The organism is Pseudomonas sp. R4-39-08 (assembly GCF_003852275.1).
Taxonomy (GTDB): Bacteria; Pseudomonadota; Gammaproteobacteria; order Pseudomonadales; family Pseudomonadaceae; genus Aquipseudomonas.
The window spans coordinates 221,594-246,277 of sequence record NZ_CP027733.1; the positions used below are offsets into that span (position 1 = coordinate 221,594).

The following is a 24,684-nucleotide window of genomic DNA, read 5'->3' on the forward strand; positions in this document are numbered from 1 at the left end:
ACTCGCGATGATCATCGCTGCAGTGATTTCACTTGCCCTGCGCACTGACTCGCCTTGGGTATACAACTGGATCGGCTTTCCTCTTACGTTTGTATTCGCGGCGTATTGGATCCTCACTCGATGGACGTATGTGAAGTCTTACATATCCGGTAATGGGGGAATGTAGTGACCCCTTGCGATAAACCCCGACAGGTGCACTGCCGGGTACCTTTACCTGTTCAAGGACGATCAATGAAACCCGGAGAAAAGGCCCTGGCCGATAGCGATCTGAGGTGGGTAGCATGATCGCGAACTTATACAAATATCAGCACGGCATTGGCCTGATCTTACTCCTGGCTGCGCTACTCAATGGCTTTCTACGATTTGACGGTAGCTGGAAGCGCTTTTTCCTCATGGCGCTGGTGCAGTTGTGGTTTGGCCAGGCGGTCTAGCTATGCGCGAGGCGCCAGGGTGGCCATCGCGCCGGGCGGCATGAGTAAGGATGCCGACCCGGAGTGGCGAGCGGCGTTGGCCGGCTTCGCCCTGTTTTTATACGGGGTCGTATTTTTTTGAGTTTATGATCCTTGCATGGCCCATGTATCTACACGGAAAACCCTTATGAGAAAAGTTGCCTTTATCCTCTCGGCCCTGATCCTCACGGGCTGTCACTCCAATGTTCGCGACTCGTCGTCTAGCCTGCTCAAAGACGGCGTGCAGTTGCAGCAGAACAAGGTCGTGGCCGATGCCGAGCAAGCCAAGGTGATCATGCGGGCCACCGGTTTTACCTACCCTGTGCAGTTCTCCGTGCGCCGTGGCGGTGATTCCGATCAGCGGCCGGAGATCCTCGGCACGGTGGTAGATTCGGGCCGGGGCAAGGTGTTCGGCTGGATCGCCAAGATGAGTGAGGTTGCCAACAGCGCGGCGGTCAAGCGCTTCCCGCAGTTGGAAGTGTTGGCTGATCCGGGGCAGACAATCGAGGTATTGGGCGAGTCGCGGGTGTATGACTCGAACTACTACCGCTACGCCGAAAAAATTGTCTACGCCTGCGGCCCTATGAGCTCGGCGTTCAAGCCGCAGAAGCAGAAGGTTTACCTGGTGGAGTTCGTGATCATCGGCGCGGGCTGTGAGCAGCATGTGTATGACATCACCGATCCCGCGCAGCGTATTCCCGTCCTCGCGCCTACAGGCGTTTTTTAGAGTTCAGGGGAATAGGGGGCAGACCACGGTTTTGGGTTTTTAGAGTTCAGCAGAATTGCTCTTTAAAAGTATGATTTATTTTTTAATTATTCTATTGGTTGGCCTGTTGATGGGCGGCTAAGCTGTACATTCTTATCCAGTTAGGAACAATAATGGTCTGACCCCTATTTTGCACGGGCCGTTTATCTACAGTAGTGCGGATTTCGCATTGTCACTGGGCTCAGGCTTCGTTAAGGTCCCGCTTAAAATAGGCCTCAAGGATGGCCTCAATAAAAAGGATTCAATGTTCGGCGTCACCGTGCACAGCTTCGACAACAACAAGTTTATGTTTGGCAAGGCAGAACCTTACGGGGCAGCGCTGGGAGCGCACCCGAAGTCTGTTGCTGATAAAGGGTATACGTTTTACGAGGTGGCTTCGGGTGAGAAGAAATAAATGGATCGGTGGGTTTTTCTTATCGATCTCACTGTTTTCCATGATTCTGGCGGCTAGCCTGCTACTCGCGATGATCATCGCTGCGGTGATTTCACTTGCTCTGCGCACTGACTCGCCTTGGGTATACAACTGGATCGGCTTTCCTCTTACGTTTGTATTCGCGGCGTATTGGATCCTCACTCGATGGACGTATGTGAAGTCTTACATATCCGGTAATGGGGGAATGTAGTGACCCCCTGCGGTAAACCCCGACAGGTGCACTGCCGGGTACCTTTACCTGTTCAAGGACGATCAATGAAACCGGAGAAAAGGCCCTGGCCGATAGCGATCTGTCGCCTGCTGATCAAAAAGCCATAGCGTCCTTGATTGCTACAGGTGTGGGCGGCGCCGTGGGCTCAGGTGATGGTGTGGCAGGTGGGGTAGTTGCCGGCGGTACAGCGTTTGCGGTCGACAAATACAACCGTCAGTTGCATCCTGCGCCAGCTCCTCAAGTATTTACTCCTGAGGCAGGTAAGGATTATGAGGCGTATCTGGACCGGCATGACTGGAGATGCGGCGCAGTGATTCGATTGCTCTCCGGTGTAGAGACGCCTGGCCCTGTCGCAGAAGTCCCATCGAGTAGTTGCGCAAAACAATAGATATTCTGCCTGAGTTTCGGCCGCTTCTCCCAAGCTCAGGTAGGCGCCCGCTGATGCGCCAGCAACTCATCGATCTCAGTCGCCGATTGCATCGATGCTATTCAAACCAGCCCTGCACATAAATTCCGATAAGTGGGATCCAATTCACACAACCCTCGCGAACTTTTGCCCCTTTCCTTGTACTAACCTATTCGGCGATCTGATGGCTAAGTAGTGGCTCTTTCTCGATATGGATATAAGAGCTGACGTTCTATTTCCCGCCAGCCTGACGATCGCGTGTCGACAGTAATGAGCGAGCCACAGCGCCGGTTACTACCGCATGTCCTTAATGCCCGCTGCAACGAGACTACGAAAATGGATGTTCGCCAATTCGCCTTCCTGGCCCGCCAACCTTCTGCCGCCCTGAAGCGCCCGGACGCGTTCTTCCGCCTGCCCAAACGCGGGCTGGCGTTGATCCTCGCCAACGCGTTGTTCTGGCAGCCGCTGCTGGCCCAGGCCGAGGGCATCGTGGTCAGCGCGCCGGGTACCACGGTGGGTGCGGCGGGCAATGGCGTACCGGTGGTGAACATCGCCACGCCCAATGGCGCAGGCTTGTCCCATAACCAGTTCCAGCAGTACAACGTCGGCCCCAACGGCGTGATCCTCAACAACGCCACCGGCACCGTGGTGAACACCCAGCTGGGCGGCTACATCGTCGGCAACCCCAACCTCAAGGGCGGCGCGGCCAGCGTCATCCTCAACGAAGTCAACGGCGGCAGCGCCAGCCAGTTGCGCGGTTATACCGAAGTGGCGGGGCAGTCGGCCAAGGTCATCGTCGCCAACCCCTACGGGATTACCTGCAGCGGCTGCGGCTTTATCAACACGCCGAACGTCACCCTCACCACCGGCAAACCGGTGCTCGACCCGACCGGCCAGCTGAAAAGCTACCAGGTCGACGGCGGCGCCGTGACCATCGACGGCGAAGGCCTGAACGCGAGCAACGTCGACCGCTTCGACATCATCACCCGCTCCGCCAAAATCAACGCGCAGATCAACGCGCGCGAACTCAACGTGATCGCCGGGCGCAACGACGTCGATGCGCAAAGCCTGAACGCCACGCCACGCGCCGACGACGGCAGCGCCAAACCTGAGCTGGCAATCGACTCCTCGGCCCTGGGCGGCATGTATGCGGGTGCGATCAAGCTGGTGGGCACCGAGGCCGGCGTGGGGGTGAAGCTTGACGGTACGCTGGCAGCCAGTGGTGGGGATATTCAGCTCGATGCCAATGGGCGGTTGAGCATGGCGCAGGCGGCGGCCACCGGCAACGTCAAGGTCACGGCGCAGAATGTCGACCTGACCGATAAGGTCTACGCCAACGGCAACGTGCAGGTCACCAGCGCTCAGAACCTGGTCAACCAGAAAAGCATCGCCGCCGGCCAGCGCATCGAACTCAACGCGGCCAACCTGAGCAACCCCGGCATCATCGAAGCCGGCGTCGCCGCCGACAACAGCCGCAACACCACCGGCGATCTGGTGGTCAACGCGCAAACCGTCACCACCTCCGGCAACCTGCTGGCCAGCCGCGCCCTGGCGATCACCGCCGCGCAGGCGCTGACCAATCAGGGCGCGATCATCCAGGCCAAGACCGTCGACCTCAGCAGCGCCAAGCTCACCAACCAGGGTGCCAACGCACGCCTGTTCGGCGAGCAGAGCCTGGCGATCAACTCACCGGCCATCGTCAACCTCGGCGGCCTGATCCGCTTCGGCGAAGGCCAGGCCGCCACGCTCAACAGCGCCTCCCTGGACAACCGCCAGGGCCGTATCGAAATGGCCGGTGGCAGTCTGGTCGTGACCAGCGCCAACCTCAACAACAGCGGCGGGCAAGTCATCGCCAACGACCTCAGCGTCAACGCCGGCAACCTGAACAACCAGAACGGCGTGCTGGTGGGCAAAACTGCCACCGTCAATGCCAGTAACCTCGACAACAGCCTCAAGGGCCTGATCCAGGCCGACGGCGGCGCGCTCAACCTCACCGTTGCCAACACCTTCAACAACAACCAGGGTTTCGCCCAGGCCAGCGCCGACCTCAACGTCACCGCCGGCAGCCTCAGCAGTAATGCCAGCGGCGTGCTCAGCGCCGACACCGGCAAGCTGACCCTCACCGCCGCGCAACAGCTCAACAACGCCCAGGGCCGCCTGCAGGCGGGGCAGGGCGATATTGAACTGCACGCCGCGAACCTGGATAACCAGAACGGCGTGATCGTCGGCAAGCAACTGCTGCTCGACGTTGCTGGCGGTGACATCGACAACCGTGCCGGGCGCGTATTGGGTGACCAACTCGACGTGCGGGCTTCCGGCCTCGACAACCGCAGCGCCGGCCTGCTCGCCGGTGGTGCCCAGGGCGTCAGCCTGCTGCTCAAAGGCCCGGGCCAGTTGCTTAACGCCCAGGGCCGCATCCAGAGCGAAGGCCTGCTGCAATTGCAGGGCGAGCGTTTCGACAACAGCGCCGGCATCCTGCTGGGCCAGACCGTCGACGTGACCGCGCAAACCTTCAACAACAGCAACAAAGGCGCGCTGGTCAGCGATGGCGGCGACGTGGTGCTCAAGGTCAGCGACCTGCTCACCAACGTCGGCGGCCAGATCGACGCGGGCGAGCGCAGCGTGCTGGTCAAGCAGCTCACCACCCTCAACAACGACGGCGGCACCCTGCGCGGCAAGCGTCTGGACATCGCCGCCCAGCACCTGAACAACGACAACGGCCAACTGCTGGCCGGCGCCGGGGGCTTGAGCTACAGCGGCCAGGACCTGAGCAACCGCAAGGGCCTGATCCTCAGCGGCGGCGCCCTCACCGAATTGACCACCGCCAGCCTGGATAACCAGGGCGGCACCGTGCAGGGCGACAGCCTGAGCGTCTCCGCCGACAGCGTGAACAACGGCAGCGACGGCCTGATGGCGAGCCTGGTCGGCAATCTGCAACTCACCGTGCAAGCCCTGGCCAACCGTGGCGGCAAACTGTTCGGCAAAGAACAAGTGACCGTCAGCGGCGCCACCCTCGACAACAGCGCAGGCGGCCAGATCAGCGGCAACCAGCTCAACCTCACCTCTCGTGACACCCTCACCAACCAGGGCGGCCTGATCGAAGCCAACCAGGGCCTGACCCTCACCGGTGGCAACCTGGATAACAGCGCCAACGGCCAACTGCGCGGGCTGGGCGGCGCCAGCAGCAGCCTCAACCTCAGTGGGGCGGTAAACAACCAGAATGGCACCCTGGAATTCGGCAGTCAGGCCTTCAACCTCGACGCGGCCAGCCTCAACAACCAGAACGGCATGCTGCAACACGCCGGCACCGGCCTGTTCCACCTCAACACCGCCAGCCTGTCCGGCAGCCAGGGCAATATCCAGGGCATGGGCAGCGCCGACTGGGCGTTCGGCAAAGTCGACGGCCTGGGCCGCGTGCAACTCAACGACGTGCTCACCTACAAGAGCGACCAAGCGCTGGCCCTCAAGGCCGGTGACCGCATGGCCAGCGCCAAGGGTTTGGTCCTCAACGTGGCCAGCCTGGACAACGGCGGCGAACTGCTCAGCGACGGTGACATCAGCATCACCACTGGCGATATGAGCAACAGCGGCCGCGTCTCGGCTCTGCAAACCCTCACCGTCGCTGCGAACAATCTCAACCAGAACGGCGGCCGCCTGGCCGGCGTACGCACTCAGCTCAACCTGAGCGGCACCTTGGACAACCTCGGTTTCCTCACCGCCCGCCAGCAACTGGATATCGCAGCCGCGCAAATCGACAACCGTGGCACCCTCGGTGCCCAGGGCGCGGTGAACCTGACCGCCGTCAACGGCATCACCAATGCCGCCGATTCGCTGTTGTTCAGCGGCGGCGACATGGCGTTGCGCGCCAATGGCTTCAGCAACCTTTACGGTGACGTCTACAGCAAGGGCAACTTGAGCTTTGCGGCGGTAGATGGCGGGCGTGCGGCAGGTTTCAGCAACCTTTCCGGCACTGTGGAAAGCGAAGGCAATATCGGCATCAATGCCGCGTTTGTGGAAAACGCCAAAGCAGAGTTCGAGCTGGGCCAGACACTGACAACCGGCCGTATAGAATGGGTTTGTGGCCAGCATTGCGCCGGCCACGACTGGTTCAAGCGCGGGCAGATCAACATTTACCAGACCTATCTCGAGTCGGCGATCAAGGACTCGGCACCTGCTCGCCTGGTCGCTGGCAAAGACGTGGTCATCCAGGGCGACAACGTTCAGAACCGCTACAGCCTGCTGGCCGCCAATGGCAACCTGAGCATCAGCGCCAACGACCTGCTCAATCAGGGCGCGGGCACCCGCACCGGCCAAAACAGCATCGTCGTGGGTACACCCAAAAAGATCGACACCGATTATTGGGACCAGATGGAGTTTCACGACGTCCCAGCGTTCAATGCCGCCGTCGCAGCCGGCAACTTCGATCTGGCACGGTTTGAAGCGCTCAAGGCGCGGTCTTCTGATGCCCGTTTTGCCGAGGTCAGTAATGTCACTACCTGGACCGACAACGGCGGCCCTGGCTACGCGGCGACGCTACAAGCCGGCGGCACGGTCAACCTCAACGTTGCTCGCACCCTGCAAAACGGCACCCTGCACGAAAACACCCTGGCACAACTCACTGGAACCCTCGGCGACGACCAGACCGGCATCCCCGTCGGCGGTATCAACATCAACCTGAGCAAACACGCCAACGACCCGAGCGCCCAGGCGCCCGGCAGCGTATTGCCTGTAGTGGGCGTGGCCCCCGGCGGCGGCTTCGTGCCTGTGGACTACACCGGCACCGCCTTCGCCCCGGTCGACCCCACCACCTCGCCCACCTTCCAACTGCCCAAGGGCGAGTACGGCCTGTTCGTCAAGAACGCCGACCCCACCAGCCACTACCTGATCGAGACCAACCCGGAGTTCACCTCGGTGTCGGGCTTCTTCAGCTCCGACTATATGCTCGGCAAACTCGGCTTCAATTCCGACAACGCCTGGCGCCGCCTCGGTGACGGCCAGTACGAAACCCGCCTGATCCGCGACGCCGTGCTCGCGCAAACCGGCCAACGCTTCCTCGCCGGCGGCCTCTACAGCGACGCCGACCAGTTCCGCTACCTGATGGACAACGCACTGGCCAGCAAAGACGCCCTGCGCCTGAGCCTCGGCGTGTCCCTCACCGGCCAGCAAGTCGGCGCCCTGACCCACGACATCGTGTGGATGGAAAACCGCGTCATCGATGGCCAGACCGTCCTCGTGCCCGTGCTCTACCTGGCCCAGGCCGAGTCGCGCAACGTGCGCGGCAACAGCCTGATCCAGGGCCGCGACCTCAACCTGGTCACCGGCGGCGACCTGATCAACGTCGGCACCCTGCGCGCCAGCAACAACCTGTCCGCCATCAGCAGCGGCAGTATCTACACCGGCGGCCTGGTCGAAGCCGGCAACAACCTCAACTTGCTGGCCCAGGACAGCATCCGCAACGCCATGGCCGGCGAAATCCGCGGCAAGCAAGTCAGCCTCACCGCGCTCAAGGGCGATGTCACCAACGACAACACCGCCAACCAGGTACGTGACGGCGCCGGCATGCGCACCCTCACCGACACCAGCGCCGGCACCATCGTCGCCCGCGAAAACCTCGCCATCGACGCCGGCCGCGACCTCACCAACCGCGGCGCCCTCACCGCCGGCAACGACGCCAACCTCACCGCTGGCCGCGACCTCAACCTCATCGCCGCCAGCGATACCCGCGTGAAACACGAGTTCAGCGACGGCGGGCACAAATCCAGCATCACCACCGACGTCAAAAACCTCGCCGCCAGCGTCACGGCAGGCGGCAGCATCAACATGCAGGCCGGGCAAGACGTCAACATCATCGGCAGCAACGCCACGGCCGGCAAAGACCTCAACATCGCCGCCGGCCGCGACCTCAACGTTGCCTCCGTCAGCGACATGCACAACGTCGAGGGCAAGGAAAAACACGGCAAGAAACGCATCAAGACCTCGGACGACCAGACCACCCAAGTGGCCAGCGTACTGACGGCGGGTGGGGATTTTGTCAGCCAGGCTGGGCGTGACACCACGATCGTGGCGAGCAGGATCAGTGCGGGGAATGAGGCTTATCTGTATAGCGGGGATAAGTTGAGTTTGTTGGCGGCGCAGAACAGCACGCATACCCTGTATGACATGAAGGAAAACGGCGGCTGGGGCGCGAAAAAAGCCAAGCGTGATGAAGTTACCCAGACCACCAACGTCGGCACTGAGATCAAAACCGCAGGCAACCTGACTTTGGTTAGCAACAGCGACCAGCTGTACCAGGTCGCCAAGCTCAACAGCGGCAACGACCTGATCCTGAAAAGCGGCGGCGCCGTGACGTTTGAAGGCGTAAAGGACTACCACGACGAAAGCCATACCAAGAGCAAGAGCAACATGGCTTGGTTCTCGATGAAGGGCAAAGGCAAGACCGATGAAACCTTGCGTCAGAGTGAACTGGTTGCCAAGGGGCAGACCGTCATCGAAGCCGTTAACGGCCTGAAGATTGACGTCAAACAAGTCGACCAGCAAACCGTCAGCCAGACCATCGACACAATGGTCAAGGCCGACCCGCAATTGGCCTGGATCAAGGACGCCGAGAAGCGCGGCGACGTGGATTGGCGGCAAGTCAAAGAGCTGCACGACTCCTTCAAGTACAGCAACTCCGGCATGGGCCAGGGCGCCATGTTGGCGGTCATCATTATTGTCACCATTGTGACGGCGGGTGGCGCGAGTGCATTGGTGGGCGCAGGTGCATCGGCTGGTTCAACCATGGCCGCCGGCACAGCTGCGGTTGCGGCGACCAGTACGTCGGCGGCGGTTGCAGCCACAAGTGCGGGGCTAGGTAACATGATGGCCACCGCCGCGCTGACCTCGCTGGCCAGTACCGGTGCTGTGAGCACGATCAACAACAAAGGCAACATCGGCATTGCGCTCAAGGACACTTTCAGCAGCAGCAGCCTGAAAAACGCCGCTATCGCTGGTCTGGCAACCGGGGCGTTGAACTACGCCGACAGTAATTGGTTCAAGGGCGCGAGCCCGGCCGACGGCGCGGGCGCGAAAGTCACTACGGCGGGGCCGGTGCAGAACCCGGGTTATTCCAGTGATTGGCTCAGCTGGCCAAAAGCTCAGGATGCTGTCCTGCGCGGTGGCACTCATGCCGTCATCGAAAGTGGCATTTCTACAGCCATCAACGGCGGCAGCTTGAAAGACAATCTGAGCTCCGCCTTGGTGTCGCAAGGTTTCGACCTTGCCGCTGCGGCCGGCAACAAGGGGCTTGGCAATCTGGCGAGCGACCTTGATCTGAGCCCCGGCTCGGCGGAGAAGGTCCTGATGCATGCCATCTTGGGTGGCGCACTTTCAGCTGCTCGAGGCGGGGACTTCAAGACCGGCGCCATTGCCGCCGGCGCGGCTGAAGGGCTGACAGCAATTGCGACAGAGAACTTGGGTAAGTACCTGGATGATCGTTTCGCAACGGATAATCAATTCAAAGTCGCAACCGCGCAAATCATCGGTATTGCGGCTGGTTCTCTAGTGAACGGCAATCCGAACGACGCCGCTTGGGTGGCGGGCAATGTTGAACGTTACAACGAGCAACTGCACCCGCGAGCCGCCGAACTGATTAAAGATCAAGCGCCAAAAATGGCGGCGGATTTAAAGATCAGTCAGGAAGAGGCCTCGCGGCGCATGGGGGTTGCGCTGGCCTATTACACCGATGATGGCTGGAGAAAATCAATCTCGGCAGATGATGTAAGCAATATCGATACAGCAACCTTGCAGCACTTAGGTGTGGCTCTGGCACCCATTGCGGATAACTACGCGCGAACCGATGCGTCCGCGGACGGAAGCCAGCGCGGATACAGTGGTAATGAGACGGCGGCCTTGATTCTTGATTTCAAGGACACGCGCCCGTCTGCCTACAAAGACGGCACTAGAAATATCGACTACTTGGGCGACCCTGAAGGGCACAACAGCCAAGGAACAGTGGATTTCTATCAGTCCAATTTGAACTACAGCGATAAGCCGACGGACTACCTGGAGAGCTTTAAAGGCGGAGTGGCAGGCGTAGGTCGTAGTGCGTGGGGCCTAGTTACATCCACTGCTAAGCTCGGTAGTGAGCTTTTGGGTGGAAATGCACTGGGCGTTGCCAATGACTTCCTGGGGCCTGTTGCCGATCCGTCTCTGAACCCGGTTGGTCAAATGACCACCCGGCAAACGGGTCGGGCATTCGTTTCAGGCCTGCAAGGCAACAGCTATGAGTCAGCTGCGCAAGTTTCAGAGTTAGTCACTGACGCTGCGACTATGGCCGCTCCTGGGTCTACTGCTGGCAGGTTTGGGCAGATTTCCAAGGCTAGCGAAGCCTCGGCTCTTGTCAGGGCTGACAGTGCCCTGGTGGCGAGAAGCGAAGCCGCTGCGGGGATGACGGCCCGATTGGCGGATGACATCCCAACCTACGGCCTGAGCCCCAACAGCTTTGACACCACGTTACAGTTTGAGCGCACGGGCACCCGTACACCGACCACATCCGTCGGTGCCTATCAACCGACTGCCCTCACTGGTGATGTAGGCAGCTACGTCAGAGCGGATGACTTACTTGCTGCCCGAAGCAATGAAGTCGTGCTCACGAAATACAAAGAGCCCTGCTGCTTCGCTGCCGGCACTAAAGTCTCAACCCCTAACGGCGACCGCGCCATCGAATCGCTCAAAGTCGGCGACGTGGTCTGGAGCAAACCGGAAAAAGGCGGCAAACCCTTCGCCGCTAAGATCCTGGCGACCCATCAGCGTTCCGACCAGCCGATTTACCGCCTCAAACTGAAAAGCGTTCGGGCAGACGGCATAGCTGAGGGCGAAACCCTGCTAGTCACGCCGGGTCACCCGTTCTATGTTCCGGCCAAGCGCGACTTCATTCCTGTCATCGATCTGAAACCGGGCGATCTGCTGCAGTCCCTCGCTGATGGCGAGACGAACAACACATCGTCTGAGGTGGAGTCGCTGGAGCTTTACTTGCCTGTGGGCGAGACCTTCAACCTGACGGTGGACGTGGGGCACACGTTCTATGTTGGAGAGTTGAAGACGTGGGTGCACAATACGGGGCCGTGTGCGTTGCCGGAGGGGTATTTTGGTCCAAAAGGCGCAGGTACATCTCTAGAGCGAGGTCTTGCCTACGACAACCCATCTAACCTTATCCAAAGCCGTGTAAGTGAAATTCAGTCACAAATACCTGCGAATTCTCAAGGCCGAATAACTATGGGTGTTGCGGTAGTAGAGGATGCCAATGGTGTTCGCTCTGTTCTGGTCAGTACAAGTGAACCTCGTGGCTATCTTCGTCCTGGAGTGAGTTTGCAAGAAGGCGAGAAAGTAGTTGTTGGAACTGGCCACGCAGAAGCGGATATTGTCAGCTATGCCAACGCTAACGGATTGAAAGTTGTTGATATCGGTGCGACACGTCCTGTCTGTGCATCATGTCAGAACGTAATTGAGCCGACAGGGGCCAATGTGTCAACGCCATTAAAACCACTGCCAAAGGCTAAACAATGATTATGCGTTTAGAAATGGTTGAGAAAGGACTTGTAGAAAAGCTTAAGTTGGTCAGTGAGGAGCAACGAAGAGTTGCTGTAAAAGTGGCTTGCGAACTTGCTTTTCAGGCTTGTCCAGTAGAAGTGCCTATTGTTGTCGAGTCTCTTAGGCAACTACTATCTGGTAATAGACTCACAAATGATCAGGTTTCTGGGCTAGATGCTTTAGCTGCACAGTTAGATGAGAAGTATTTTGACTTGCAAGACAGCCTGGATGAAGGGCAAAACTTAAATCTAGAAGGTCTTCAGTTGTTTAGCCAAGCTCGTGCTGTATCGGCGCTGTCCTTAGCTGGTGGAGAGAATTCGCTTATGACAGCGACCGAAGCAATATATGAAGCATCGTCAGCCGTTGATGATGGAACTCATATTTTTAAAGCAGTACTTTCGGTTTTGCCAGAGTCTTAATCATCAGGTGTTTTGCTTTGGCTGAGATCCGGCGCACTCTTGCGCCGGTATTTCCAGTTTCTGTTGCGCCCTGATTGCACCCTATTTGCACTCTTTCTGCATCCTATTTGCATCCTTTTTGCCGTCAAGTTGCATCCCTTTTGCACCCACCCTTTGGTTCATCAACCGACCATGGAAGATGTAAAAGTCATTCTAAATAAATATAGTAAATTCGATGGCGTCGCGTCGTTGTCTATTTCCCTGGGACCTGAATATGGGCCTTACGAAATCAACCTTTACGCTGATTCTGGAAATTATCTTTTGATGCTAAATCAATACCTCGATAATGGGGAGCACGCTGTGCGTACTCTTAGTAATACGTCGGCTGGAACAAGTCCGGTTGAGATTCTGGGCGATTATTATCCGGCGAATTTCATCACAAGAGATATAGATATCGTCATTTCTTGTTTTCAAGAATTTTTGAATTCTGGTGATGTAAGCTCTTTAAGTGAATAATTAAAGGGAGCAGGAAGCAAAAGGGGGACAGATTTATTTTAATTCGACATGTTGGTTAAAATTCTATTAAATAAACCTATCCTTTTTTGTTTGCATTTATTTAGATAGTGATGGCGAGTTATGTTGGACAAGCAAGTATGCGAGCTAACGATTGATGATTTTGATAGCTGTAACGTTTGGTTTTTTCCGATGGACGACACCGTGGAGGACGAGTTAACTGTACGCCCCCTGTGCGAACAAGACGCGTGCTCAGACTTTCAGATTATTGTTCGAGCTGATTTTTTTGGTGTGAATGGGACTGTATATTGCGGTTATTTGTATTGGGGCTTTAATGCCGAAGTTGAATACTTGAAGCCTGTTATATTATCTGATGAGGGGAAGGTCGTAACTTTTTGGAGCGGTATAGTAACGCCTGCGTGGGAAAGCTCAGAGTTTGCCTGTTCGATTAGGTCCGAGTTGCCTCTTTCTTATGTCTCAGAACCGGTTTTTGGTCTTCCTTCTATTTGCGGAAAACTTGAGGGGCTTTATTACCTTTCCGATGATCAGGTGTGCTGCGTGAAATGACCGGGAAAGTCGCGAGCTGAATTGATCCACTTTCTTCGGGTCGCCAAACCCGGTCGCTTTTTGAGCGACCGCCGGACTATAAGCCGCACCATCAAACCCACGCAAGGCATCAAAATGCCGCCTCGTCGGAGAATACCCACAACCCCTAACGTCTTCCCCTCCATTGCCGATAGGTTATCGACGAAAAACGCACCACGAATACAAAATCCACCCTCAAACATTAAAGGACTGATGTGAAAAACCTCCTCCTAATCCTTTTCACCACCCTCATCCTCGGCGGTTGCGTCAGCCACCCGCTCACTCCCGAAAACCGCGCGCAGATCAAGACGGTAAAAGTCCTGCCCGTGAAGTGGGAAAAGAACATGGTGTACTTCGGCCGCGAACAAGCCTGGGGCGCGGCACTGGGGGCCGGGGTTGGCGCGGGTGTTGGCGTGGCCAGCGGTGCGTCCAAGGTGGGTACTGCGGCGTTGAGCGGCGCCGGTTTGGCTGGCGGCATGAAGCTTGGGCAGTTGGCAGAGATGCCGACGTCGATGGCGATCCTGACGCTGATCGAAGCGGAAAAAATCGACGTGGGTGTGTTGCTCAAGCAGGGCTTTGTCGATGCACTGGGCAAGACCTCGACGCTCAAGGTGGTCGGTGACGATGAACCGGCCGATGCGCAGATCCAGTTGACCGTGTCCGAGTGGGGTTTTCGCCTGACCCAGGGGTTCAGCAGCGTGATTTACCCCACCATTAGCGTGGTGGCGCAGATGAATCGCGGCGATGAGATGATCTGGCGCACCTTTGAAACGGTTACACCATTCAATGGCCAGAACGTTTATGGCTACACGCCGCTGACTTATCGCACCGACCCTGAAGCCTTGCGCCGGGCGTTGACCGGGATTACGCAGATTTCTGCGCAGTATCTGGTGAAGGAGCTCAAGTAAGGCGGACGGTGATGTAACAACGGCTAGGCGGCGTTTTTCTGGTTGCTCGCGTTATCGTTGACGATTTTCGCGAGCAAGCTCGCTCCTACAGGGTGGGCGGTGTTGGGGCGTGCCGCTTATAGCTTTGAACATTTTGTTTATCCCAGTGTCTTTACCCCGCCCACCCGCAATCGGTCGGGCTGCATGGACTGCAGCGTTTTCAAATGACATTAAGGATTGATGTGAACCTTTCCCTCTTACGACCCCTTTCTGCCACCGCCTGCGGTGCACCGGCTCGCGCCTGCGATTCCCAGGGACGTCAGAGGCATCATTCGGATCGATTGATCCTTTCCCACAGCACACCTACTGCCGCCGGGCCTCTTGGCGGTTTTGACCTGTAGTTCATGGAGTTAGAAATGAAGCGCAAGCAGTTCCAGAAAAGTCTGTTGGCAATCATGGTCGGCGCGATCAGCACCCAAGTGCTGGCAGTCGAGTTCGACCTGGGTCAGGGCAAGAATATTTGGGCCAATGAGACGTTTAACGAGCCAGTAACCATTACTGGCAAGTTTTCCGAGGTGGTCGATTCCAGCACGACTGACCCCGCCGGTCTCGGATTTGTGAACACCAACATTCAAGGCTCGCTGATCAATCGCGCAGACATCACGCTGGACTCACAGGGCAAAACCATTCGCGCCATCGCCATCGACCCGATGTTCTGGTCTGGTCCTTCCGGTCTGAACCCCGGCACAATCACTGGGGATGTGGTTCAGGCGGGCAATATCCTGATGACCCATGGCGCCTATGAAGGGCTTGAAATCGGCGCTACCACCATTGGCGGCAGCGTTATCAACTCCGGCACCATCCGTTCCACGCCGCCGGTGAGCGCCGAGCCCTTTCCCGGCTACCTGGGCGGTGGTGAGGGTATTTACCTGCACGGCACCACGGTTGCCGGTGACGTTTCCAACACTGGCGTGATTGATATGGCCGGCCCGGAAGCGATCGGCCTGGTCCTCGACGTCAACAGCGGCACGCCGACCACCATCGGCGGCAAGCTGCTCAACTCGGGCTCGATTATCGCCACAGGTAATGGCGCCTGGGGTATGGAAGTTGAGACCGCTACCAACCCCCTGCGCATCGAAAACAGTGGCCTGATTTCCGCCAACGGCAATGAAGCCAAGGGCCTGACGTTTTACGCGGGCACCGTCGATTACATCCTCAACACCGGCACCATTGAAGCCAAAGGCGCGGCGGCCAATGCCTTCGACCTGTCCGGCGCCAGCTTTGCGCAGAACAGCGCCACGGGCGCGCGCGGTATCGTCAACCGCGGCCTCATCACCGCCGACGGCACTGCGATCCAGGTGAGTGCGGCTGAGCAGTCCTCGCCGTTCGAAATCAACCAGCAAGCCGGCGAAATCCGCAGTAACAGCGGCATCGCCGTCGACGCCAATAACCTCGCCAGCCTGAACTGGACCGGCGGCAAAATCACCGGCGACTTGCTCAACCTCAGCGCGGTCAACGTCGATGGCCAGGCAGGTTTCAGCGGTGGCCGTATCATCGCGCCGGTGTCGGTCAACTCGGGTTCGCTGAACCTCTCCGCGCCCGGCACCGCTATCACCGGCAACCTCAATGTGGCCAGCGGCGCGGGCATTGATATGCACCTGGCCGACAGCGTGGTGCCGACCACGCCGTATCTCACCGTCAACGGCACGGCCAATCTGGCCCAGGCCTCCAAGCTGACCGTCAGCGCCAACCCGGGCGACTTCGCCGCGCCTAAAGCCGGCACGCAATACACCTTGCTGCAAGCCACCAACGTGCAGAACAGCGGCGTGGCCGTGGCCAGTGCGTCGTCGTTGCTGAACGTGCTCAGCTACTCGGCCGATGCGCAGACGGTCAAAGCCGTGGTGGCGGTGAAAAGCGATCAGCAGGTGCAGCAGGAACTGGCGGGTGCCAGCGCGGGGGCGTCGGCCGCAACCGCCGTTAACGTGTTGAAGAACGATGTGCTCGGCCAGCTCAACCAAAACGATCCGGTGTTCCAGAGCCTGGCCAACGCCGGGACGGCACAGCAACTGGCGCAACTCGCCGACCAACTCACCCCGGACGTCAACCGTGGCGCCCTCGACGTGGCGCTGTCGGGGCAAACCGTGGTCAACGGCGCGATCTTCAATCGCCTCATCGACCAGCGCGAAAGCCACCAGGTCGGCGGCGTGTGGGTGCAGGGCCTGAGCAGCAACATGGACCAGGACGGCCGTGGCGGCAACAACGGTTACTCGGCCAACAGCAGCGGCATGGCGGTGGGCGTGGACGGTCGTGTGAACGACACCACCACCTTGGGTGTGGCCTACAGCTACCTCAACTCGAATATCCATTCGGACCTGGGCAACAAGACCGAAGTCGAGGGCCACGCGCTGTCGCTGTACGGCAATTGGGCGCTGCAGAACTGGTTCGTGGATGGCAGCCTCAGCTACGGCCATAACGAGAACGACAGCAAGCGCCACGTCGCGGGCACCACGGCCAAGGGCAGCTACGACAGCAATGTGTTGGCGGCCAGCGTGATCGGCGGCTACAGCTTCAAGCCGTCCCAGGCGGTGGTGATCGAGCCACGTGTAGCGGCGCGCTATGCCAACGTACGCATGGATGGTTTTACCGAGAAAGGTTCGTCGGCGGCGTTGAGCACGGCTTCGCAGCGTTATGAAGTGGGCGAGCTGGGTGCTGGTGTGCGTTTGGCGGCCAACCTGCCGTTGAGTGCCGGCACGCTGCAACCGGAAGCCACGTTGATGGCCTATCACGACCTGATGGGTGATCGCGTCGCGCAAACCTCCAGCTTCGTGGCGGGTGGTTCGCCGTTTACCGTGACCGGCGCATCGGTGGCGCGTGACAGCTATGAAGCCAGTGTGGGCGTGAATTACCAAGTGTCGGACTTCACCGTCGGCGCCAGCTACACCCGCCAGGCACGCAGCGGTTTCGATGCTGACGGCGTCATGCTCAAGGCGCGATACGCGTTCTAAGCAACCGCAAAACAAGTGTGGGAGGGGGCTTGCTCCTGATAGCGGTGGTCCAGTCAATGATGTGTTGACTGACTCACCGCCATCGGGGGCAAGCCCTAATGCCAGTCAGTTAAGCGTACACCGCCGTCTGTAGGAGCGAGCTTGCTCGCGAAAAACGTCAACGATAACGCGTGCTTTCTGAATGAACGCGGTGCCTGTGAGTTTTTCGCGAGCAAGCTCGCTCCTACAAAAAGCCCTAACTGACTGGCATTAGGGCAAGCCCCCTCCCACATTTGGATTTGTGTGAATCCGTCAGAACAACTTGCGCTGTACCGCCTCATCCAGCGTGCTGCGCGTCAACGCCTCTACCACTTCCCGGGTGTCTGCCTGGAACGGGATGCCCACGATCAGCACCAGGTGCATCCAGGTGCGTACCGACTCGCTCTTCTTGACGCGGCCCAATTCCTTGCCATCTTTGTCCTTGAACACGGTTTCCAGGGTAAAGGTGTTCTTGGCTGTGGACGGGATGATGAAGAACGTCACGCCGGTGATGATCGCCGAGGCCATGCTGAACTGTTCGTTGTTGTACAGGGTGGCGTCGGCGTAGATGTCCGAGTCGACCTTGTCGGTGCTCACCCGTGCAAAGCGGTTGGACTGGCGGAACCCATCCGCCACGGCTTTTTCCCACAGGGCGGCAGGTGCGCCGGCAGCGGCGTTGGCGGGGCCGCCGTTGATCTGGTTCAGCCCGGTGGTGCGCACGTACGCCGTAGGTTTGTGTGCGGGCGCGTTGGCGGTGGGCGGCCAGGTCTGTACTGGTGGCAGTTCGTGTTGCGAGTAAGACACGCAGCCCGTCAGCAAGACTGCCGCGAGTACCAGGCCGTGCTTGATCAATCCTTTCATGTGGTGCTCCCTGCGGTTACGGTTTGGCCAGTTTGGCGGTGGCGGTGTCGAGCAGTTGCGCGACGAGTTCGTTCAGTTGTTTGGCGCCCATGGTCGGGGCCCAGTATTCGCGACCGTAAAGGCCCACGTTGCGCTCGAACTTGACCTCTTGTTTGCTGCTGGCCAGTTCCTTGCCGTCGCGGTCGACGATCACCAAGTCGCCGGCCAGGTCGAAGGTGTCGACGTAGATGGGGCCGTTGACCCAGATCCAGATCGTCAACGTCAGCAAAGCACCGGGCACGTAACCGGGGTGCACGCCGCGATGGCCCTTGAGCGACGTCATGTTGAACTTGAGCGAAACATCCTGCTCACCCAGGCGCACCGGGTACTCGGTAACCTGCTTGAAGTAACCGGCCGCGCGCACGTACTGGTTGAGCTGCAGCGTCAACGAACGGCTGATCGCGGTTTTGTTGGCGTCGTTGACGTCGGCGGCGTTCACCGTCACATCAGCGATTTGCGCGCTGCGCGGGCTGCTGACAGAAGCCGGGTGTAACGGGGCGCCGATAGGGCCGGTGACGGTGTAGGACACACAGCCGGTCATCGACAGTGCGGCAACGAGGGCCGCTGCCCGCAAGAGGATTTTCAACACGCAATATCCCTATTAATGAATGAACCAGATCAGGGTCTCGGCACGTCGGCTCAGAACTTTAGGCCGATCCGGTTTCCCTCCCTCAGCAGCCCCATTCATCACTTAACCCTGCGTTTATTCAAAACACCTTGAGAACCGCTCTCAACCCCGTAAAATGCCGCAGCCGTTGCGGCACGACAGGTTCAGGGATGAATACAGACGCACGTGTTTCCCTCCCCGAAAATGGCCGCAGCCCTGCGCTCTGCCGATTTCTCACTTTAGGAGCAACACGTGAAGACACTGTCCAAAATCCTGCTGTCGGGCCTCACCGCCGCGGCGCTGTTGACCGTGGCCGGTTGCGCCACCGAGAGCAACCGCGCAATGCCGGTGGAGCAAGTCGCCAGCGCCAGCGTGGCCTATTCCGGCGTGCGCGTGCCGATTGCCGTGGGCAAGTTCGACAACCGCTCCAGCTACATGCGCGGTATCTTTTCCGACGGCGTCGACCGTCTCGGTGGCCAGGCCAAGACCATCCTCATCACCCACTTGCAGCAGACCAACCGCTTCAGCGTGCTGGACCGCGACAACATGGGCGAAATCTCCCAGGAAGCCAAAATCAAAGGCACCGTGCAGAAGCTCAAGGGCGCTGATTACGTGGTGACCGGCGATGTGACCGAGTTCGGTCGCAAGGAAACCGGCGACCGCCAGCTGTTCGGCATCCTCGGCCGTGGCAAGACCCAAGTGGCCTACGCCAAAGTCGCGTTGAATATCGTCAACATCAACACCTCCGAAGTGGTGTATTCCACCCAGGGCGCCGGTGAGTACGCGCTCTCCAACCGTGAAGTGATCGGCTTCGGCGGCACCGCCAGCTACGACTCCACCCTCAATGGCAAGGTGCTTGACCTGGCCATGCGCGAAGCGATCAACCGCCTGGTGGACGGCATCAACGCCGGCGCCTGGAACCCACGTAACTGATCAGCAACACCTCAAGGAGCAGTACACGGATGAGCAAGGCAGTGAAGTTGGCGCTGACGCTGGCAGCAATCGCGACGGTAACCGGGTGCCAGACGGCGCCCCAGCCCCTGTATCAATGGGAGAGCTACCAGCCGCAGGTTTACGAATACTTCAAGGGCGAGCCCAAGGAAGCGCAGGTCGAGGCACTGGAGCGCGACCTGCAAAAGATCAACGCCACCGGCCGCAAAGCGCCGCCGGGCTACCACGCGCATTTGGGCATGCTGTACATGAACATGGGCAAGGACGACCAGATGGTGCAGGAGTTTCGTACCGAGAAGGCGCTGTTCCCTGAGTCGGCCGCCTACATGGACTTTCTGCTGAAAAACGCCAAGACCGGAGTCGCCACTAAATGAGCCTGTTAAAACTCACCGGCGCCCTGCTGGCCCTGGCCTTGCTCGGCGGTTGCGCGGCGCCCAAGACGTTTGATTACTCAGCCTACAAACAGGCGCGGCCCAAGTCGATCCTGGTACTGCCGCCGATCAACGAATCGCCGGAAGTGCAGGCGTCCTACAGCCTGGTGTCGCAAGTCACCTACCCGTTGGCCGAAGCCGGCTACTACGTGCTGCCGATCGCCCTGGTGGATGAAACCTTCCGCCAGAACGGCCTGACCACCGCCAACGATATCCAGGCCGTACTGCCGGCCAAGCTGCATGACATCTTTGGTGCGGACGCCGCGCTGTACATCACCGTCAGCGAGTACGGCACCAAGTACATGCTGATCTCCAGCGACACCTCCGTGACCGCCTCGGCCAAACTGGTCGACCTGCGCACCGGCACCACCCTGTGGACCGGCACGGCGCGTGCGTCGAGCGAGGAGGGCAACAATAACAGCGGTGGCCTGGTGGGTATGTTGATTACAGCGGCGGTCAAGCAAGTGATCAACAGCTCCACCGACGCGGCGCACCCGATTGCGGGCATCACCAGCGCACGGTTGCTCTCGGCCGGGCAGCGCACCGGCATCCTGTACGGCCCGCGCAACCCGAAATACGGCACGGACTGATAGGCTCTGCAGATCAAATGTGGGAGGGGGCTTGCCCCCGATAGCTTAGTGTCAGCCACTGCATCTGGTGGCTGACCCACCGCCATCGGGAGCAAGCCCCCTCCCACCCTGATTTCTGCTGTTATCTAAATCGAGAGCATTAACCCGAACCCCGCATTCCTCGCGTCTGACCTTGTGAACGGACTATTCACTCACGAGGTTCAGCCCATGTCCCGCCCTCTGCTCTCCCTGCGTCCTGCTGCCCAAGGCTTCTCCCTTACCCTGCTGGTGGCGCTGGCCGGTTGCGGGCTGTCGTCCTCGCCTGACCTGGCGAAACCGGCTGAGCCTGTCGCAGAGCTTCAGCGTGCGCCGGCCCAGGGCGTATTGGTCAAGCGCATGGCCATGCCTGCACCGATGCAAATGCGCGAGACCGCGACCATGGACTACCGCAGCGAACCCCGCGAGCAATACGCCAACCTGCCCGACAACCCGGTGCATCGCGTCGCCGAAACCCCGGTCTCCACCTTCAGCGTGGATGTCGACACCGGCAGCTACGCCAATGTCAGACGTTTCCTCAACCAAGGCAGCCTGCCGCCCGAAGGCGCGGTGCGATTGGAGGAAATGGTCAACTACTTCCCCTATGACTACGCGTTGCCTACCGATGGCTCACCCTTTGGCGTCACGACCGAAGTCGCCGCCACGCCGTGGAACCCACGGACTAAACTTCTGCGCATCGGCATCAAAGCGTCCGACCGCACCGTGGCGGAACTGCCGCCGGCCAACCTGGTGTTTCTGGTGGATGTGTCCGGCTCGATGGATCGTCGCGAAGGTTTGCCATTAGTGAAAAGCACCCTGAAATTGCTGGTGGATCAACTGCGTGATCAGGACCGCGTGTCGCTGGTGGTCTATGCCGGTGAGTCCCGCGTGGTGCTCAAGCCGACTTCGGGCCGCGACAAAACCAAAATCCGCAACGCTATCGACCAACTCACCGCCGGTGGATCCACTGCTGGCGCGTCCGGCATCGAACTGGCCTACCAGATGGCCCGCGAAGGCTTTATCGACAAGGGCATCAACCGCATCCTGCTGGCTACCGACGGTGACTTCAACGTGGGCATCAGCGACTTCGAAAGCCTCAAGCAAATGGCCGTCGACCAGCGCAAAAGCGGCGTTTCGCTGACCACCCTCGGTTTCGGTGTGGGCAACTACAACGAACACCTGATGGAGCAACTGGCCGACGCCGGTGACGGCAACTACGCCTACATCGACAACCTGCGCGAAGCCCGCAAGGTGTTGGTAGACCAGCTCAGCTCAACGCTGGCGGTGGTGGCGCGGGACGTAAAATTGCAGGTGGAATTCAACCCGGCACAGGTCAGCGAGTACCGCCTGCTCGGCTATGAAAACCGCGCCTTGAAGCGTGAGGATTTCAACAACGACAAAGTCGATGCCGGCGAAATCGGCGCAGGGCACACGCTGACCGCGCTGTACGAAATCGTACCGAAGGGCGAGAAGGGCTGGTTGGAGCCGTTGCGCTATGCCAGAGCGCCTGCAGCTGAAAACACCTCGGCCGAACTGGCGACGGTGCGCGTACGCTACAAACCTGCGGCGGGCGGTGATAGCCAATTGATCGAACGGGCCGTCGATAAAATATCCACCAAGCCCAGTGACGACCTGCGCTTCAGTGCCGCCGTGGCCGCCTTCGCCCAACAGCTCAAGGGCGATGGCCGCTACACTGGCAGCATGAGTTTGCAGGACACCGCCAACCTGGCCCGCACTGCACGCGGCGGCGACCCGTTCGGCCTGCGCAACGAGTTCGTACAACTGGTCGAACTGGCCCAAAGCCTGAAACGCTGACCAAATGTGGGAGGGGGCTTGCCCCCGATAGCGGTGTGTCAGCCAGCATGTCCGATACTGACCCACCGCCATCGGGAGCAAGCCCCCTCCCACAGTCAATCCTGCTTCGGCTGACAAAAAGGAGTTCACCCCAGCACATGGCCGTCCCAGACGATCCACCCAGCGACGAATTGCTGCTGGCCCGCTACCGCACCGGCGACTCCGCTGCTTTCGAAGCCTTGTACGCCCGGCACCGCCAAAGCCTGTACCGCTTCCTCATTTCCCTGTGCAACAAACCCGAACTGGCCGAGGAAATCTACCAGGACACCTGGCTCAGCCTGATCCGCAGCACCACCCAGCCACATGGCCGGGCGAGTTTTCGTACGTGGCTGTTCCAGATCGCGCGCAACCGCCTGATCGACCACTGGCGCAAGCACGGCATCCACAACCCGCTGCACGACAGCTACGACGAGCAGCTGCACGCCCAGGCTGACCACAGCGCCGGCCCCGAGCAACACCTGAGCCTGAGCCGCGACCAGGCGCGCCTCGACGCCGCCGTGCAAGACCTGCCCGAAGACCAGCGCGAAGTCTTCCTGCTGCGCCTGCACGGCGAACTCGAAGTCCCCCAAATCGCCACGCTCATCGGCGCCCCGCTGGAAACCGTAAAAAGCCGCCTGCGCTACGCCCTGCAGAAATTGCGGCGCTTGCTGGCCGACGAGGTAACTGTATGACTGACACTCGACCCACCCCAGACGACGAACTGCTCCAGCACTACCGCCAACACAGCACCGGCGAACCCCCCGCGTCCCTCGACGCCTTCATCCTCGCCACCGCCCGCCGCGAAGCCCCGGCGCCACAACCGAACCTGTGGCAACGCTGGCTGCACGCCTGCCAACGCCCACGCTGGCAAATGGCATTCGCCACTGTCGCAGGTTTAGCGCTGATGATCGGCGTGCTCACGCGCTCCCCGGTGCCGCAGCCCGAAATCTCCACCGCGACATTCTCCGCCCTGCACCACCAAGAAGCCGCCCAGCCAACGCCGCAAGCCTTCTCAGCCCCCGCGCCAATGGCCCGAATGGCAGCGGCGCCCAGGCTTGAAAGTACACCGGCTCAGGCTGAAACCGCAGATGCACTGGCGGCTCCGCCAGCGGCAAAGCTCAGCAAGGCCGCGCCGGTTGCATTGCCGTCTTTGGAGCAGGAGTTGCAGGCGATCGTGAAGTTGCGTGAGGCGGGAGAGAGCAAGGCAGCTGATGAGAAACTGCTGGCGCTGCATAAGCGCTTTCCCGAGGAAGATTTGCCGGCGCGGTTGGAGGCGTTGCAGAAGCGCTGAATTGGCACCCACAAAAAAGCCCCAGGCCTTTCGGCCTGGGGCTTTTTCATTCATATCTGATGCCCCGGCGTCGTTTGAACTGGGCGGTAAGATGCCCGTATTTATTGGGCTTCTTTGGTGGTGCGTCGGTTAGGCATACACCTGGGCATACAGGGCGCAGTGTGCTGACGCCTTTAACGCTCTTTCTGGAGGTTCCATCGAAGCTCCTCGTGACCTGGATCCCGATGGGTGACTCGCTGTCTTCAATGGCCTCTCCACGTTGAATCCTGTGGTCCTTTCGCCACCAGCATAACTACGGTGCTTTCGCGACATTCAGTAATTGGGTGAAGGTATTAATTGCTAGGTGGATGTCATCTTGGGTATCTCCGTCCCACTCCTCAACCGTTTCTAACTCGGCTCGTAAGCTGACGATACGCTGTTCGATTTCTTCGATCTCAGCGGCACCGCATTGCTTAGCGATTGTCTGCCAACTGTCATCAGAGATTTTTTCGTCGAGAGCTAAGCCGGATCGGGCATTTACGATTAGGTTCTGGAGGTTACTCATCTGAGATCTCGGTGGGTTGCAGAAAAAGGTGCTGGGGTCCCTGACGATATCCTGAGTATACGGGGGCATGAAACCCGCGGGATTAAGTTAGTGGGAGGCGTCGGAAGTTACTGAAATTTCAATCATTGAAATTGAAAGGATCTTGAAGAAAAAGGGTTATCGTTACAGCTTCGGTAAAGGTGGCTGTGTGTGTTGCTGATAGTGAACACCTGCATGGCGTCAACCATGGTGATGGGTGTCAACCACGTCAACCTGTCAACCAACTTAAAAAATCCAGCCGCTAA

Annotated in this window: 18 protein-coding genes; 15 read left to right on the forward strand and 3 right to left on the reverse strand. The window is 59.3% G+C overall.

What is annotated here, in order from left to right:
• The first annotated feature begins 281 nt into the window (after positions 1-281).
• The 9 genes from C4J88_RS27330 to C4J88_RS00895 all read left to right on the forward strand — a co-directional run bounded on the left by C4J88_RS27330 (position 282) and on the right by C4J88_RS00895 (position 17,220).
• A complete protein-coding gene (locus C4J88_RS27330; protein ID WP_164487703.1) occupies positions 282-431 on the forward strand; it encodes a hypothetical protein in 150 nt (49 codons plus the stop codon).
• A gap of 166 nt (positions 432-597) precedes the next feature.
• Positions 598-1,176, forward strand: a complete 579-nt coding sequence (locus C4J88_RS00860) for a hypothetical protein (protein ID WP_124405961.1) — start codon at positions 598-600, stop codon at positions 1,174-1,176.
• Between the two features lie 283 nt (positions 1,177-1,459).
• Complete coding sequence (locus C4J88_RS27335; RefSeq protein ID WP_164487704.1) at positions 1,460-1,609, forward strand: hypothetical protein; 150 nt, start codon at positions 1,460-1,462, stop codon at positions 1,607-1,609.
• A gap of 992 nt (positions 1,610-2,601) precedes the next feature.
• A complete protein-coding gene (locus C4J88_RS00865; protein WP_256659069.1) occupies positions 2,602-11,808 on the forward strand; it encodes a DUF637 domain-containing protein in 9,207 nt (3,068 codons plus the stop codon).
• Positions 11,805-12,251, forward strand: a complete 447-nt coding sequence (locus C4J88_RS00875; RefSeq protein ID WP_124405962.1) for a hypothetical protein — start codon at positions 11,805-11,807, stop codon at positions 12,249-12,251. Before C4J88_RS00865 ends, C4J88_RS00875 begins: the two co-directional genes overlap by 4 nt.
• A gap of 153 nt (positions 12,252-12,404) precedes the next feature.
• A complete protein-coding gene (locus C4J88_RS00880; protein ID WP_372238007.1) occupies positions 12,405-12,746 on the forward strand; it encodes a hypothetical protein in 342 nt (113 codons plus the stop codon).
• 120 nt (positions 12,747-12,866) lie between these two features.
• A complete protein-coding gene (locus tag C4J88_RS00885; RefSeq protein WP_124405964.1) occupies positions 12,867-13,310 on the forward strand; it encodes a hypothetical protein in 444 nt (147 codons plus the stop codon).
• Positions 13,311-13,543: 233 nt separating this feature from the next.
• Positions 13,544-14,236 (forward strand): hypothetical protein, encoded by a 693-nt coding sequence (locus C4J88_RS00890; protein ID WP_124405965.1) that lies wholly within the window; start codon positions 13,544-13,546, stop codon positions 14,234-14,236.
• A 395-nt stretch (positions 14,237-14,631) separates the two neighbouring features.
• Positions 14,632-17,220 carry an autotransporter outer membrane beta-barrel domain-containing protein gene (locus tag C4J88_RS00895; protein WP_124405966.1) on the forward strand — a complete coding sequence of 863 codons (2,589 nt, stop codon included), beginning with the start codon at positions 14,632-14,634 and terminating at the stop codon, positions 17,218-17,220.
• A 291-nt stretch (positions 17,221-17,511) separates the two neighbouring features.
• Here the strand turns inward: C4J88_RS00895 and C4J88_RS00900 are convergent, their stop codons facing one another.
• On the reverse strand, positions 17,512-18,099 hold the full coding sequence (locus C4J88_RS00900; protein ID WP_124405967.1) for a hypothetical protein: 588 nt from the start codon (positions 18,097-18,099) through the stop codon (positions 17,512-17,514).
• A gap of 16 nt (positions 18,100-18,115) precedes the next feature.
• On the reverse strand, positions 18,116-18,727 hold the full coding sequence (locus C4J88_RS00905; RefSeq protein ID WP_124365365.1) for a hypothetical protein: 612 nt from the start codon (positions 18,725-18,727) through the stop codon (positions 18,116-18,118).
• Positions 18,728-18,997: 270 nt separating this feature from the next.
• Between C4J88_RS00905 and C4J88_RS00910 the strand changes: the two genes are divergently transcribed.
• From C4J88_RS00910 to C4J88_RS00935, 6 genes are all read left to right on the forward strand, one after another.
• Positions 18,998-19,678 carry a CsgG/HfaB family protein gene (locus C4J88_RS00910; protein ID WP_124356516.1) on the forward strand — a complete coding sequence of 227 codons (681 nt, stop codon included), beginning with the start codon at positions 18,998-19,000 and terminating at the stop codon, positions 19,676-19,678.
• 29 nt (positions 19,679-19,707) lie between these two features.
• Complete coding sequence (locus C4J88_RS00915) at positions 19,708-20,070, forward strand: DUF4810 domain-containing protein (protein WP_124365366.1); 363 nt, start codon at positions 19,708-19,710, stop codon at positions 20,068-20,070.
• On the forward strand, positions 20,067-20,717 hold the full coding sequence (locus C4J88_RS00920; RefSeq protein WP_124365367.1) for a DUF799 domain-containing protein: 651 nt from the start codon (positions 20,067-20,069) through the stop codon (positions 20,715-20,717). Before C4J88_RS00915 ends, C4J88_RS00920 begins: the two co-directional genes overlap by 4 nt.
• 207 nt (positions 20,718-20,924) lie before the next feature.
• The gene (locus tag C4J88_RS00925; RefSeq protein WP_124405968.1) at positions 20,925-22,547 is read left to right on the forward strand and encodes a VWA domain-containing protein; all 1,623 of its coding nucleotides are present in this window, start codon (positions 20,925-20,927) and stop codon (positions 22,545-22,547) included.
• 137 nt (positions 22,548-22,684) lie between these two features.
• Positions 22,685-23,257: an RNA polymerase sigma factor gene (locus C4J88_RS00930; protein ID WP_124405969.1), complete on the forward strand. Its 573-nt coding sequence runs from the start codon at positions 22,685-22,687 to the stop codon at positions 23,255-23,257.
• The gene (locus C4J88_RS00935) at positions 23,254-23,856 is read left to right on the forward strand and encodes a hypothetical protein (protein WP_124405970.1); all 603 of its coding nucleotides are present in this window, start codon (positions 23,254-23,256) and stop codon (positions 23,854-23,856) included. Before C4J88_RS00930 ends, C4J88_RS00935 begins: the two co-directional genes overlap by 4 nt.
• 292 nt (positions 23,857-24,148) lie before the next feature.
• Here the strand turns inward: C4J88_RS00935 and C4J88_RS00940 are convergent, their stop codons facing one another.
• A complete protein-coding gene (locus C4J88_RS00940; RefSeq protein WP_124405971.1) occupies positions 24,149-24,400 on the reverse strand; it encodes a hypothetical protein in 252 nt (83 codons plus the stop codon).
• Positions 24,401-24,684: the final 284 nt, after the last annotated feature.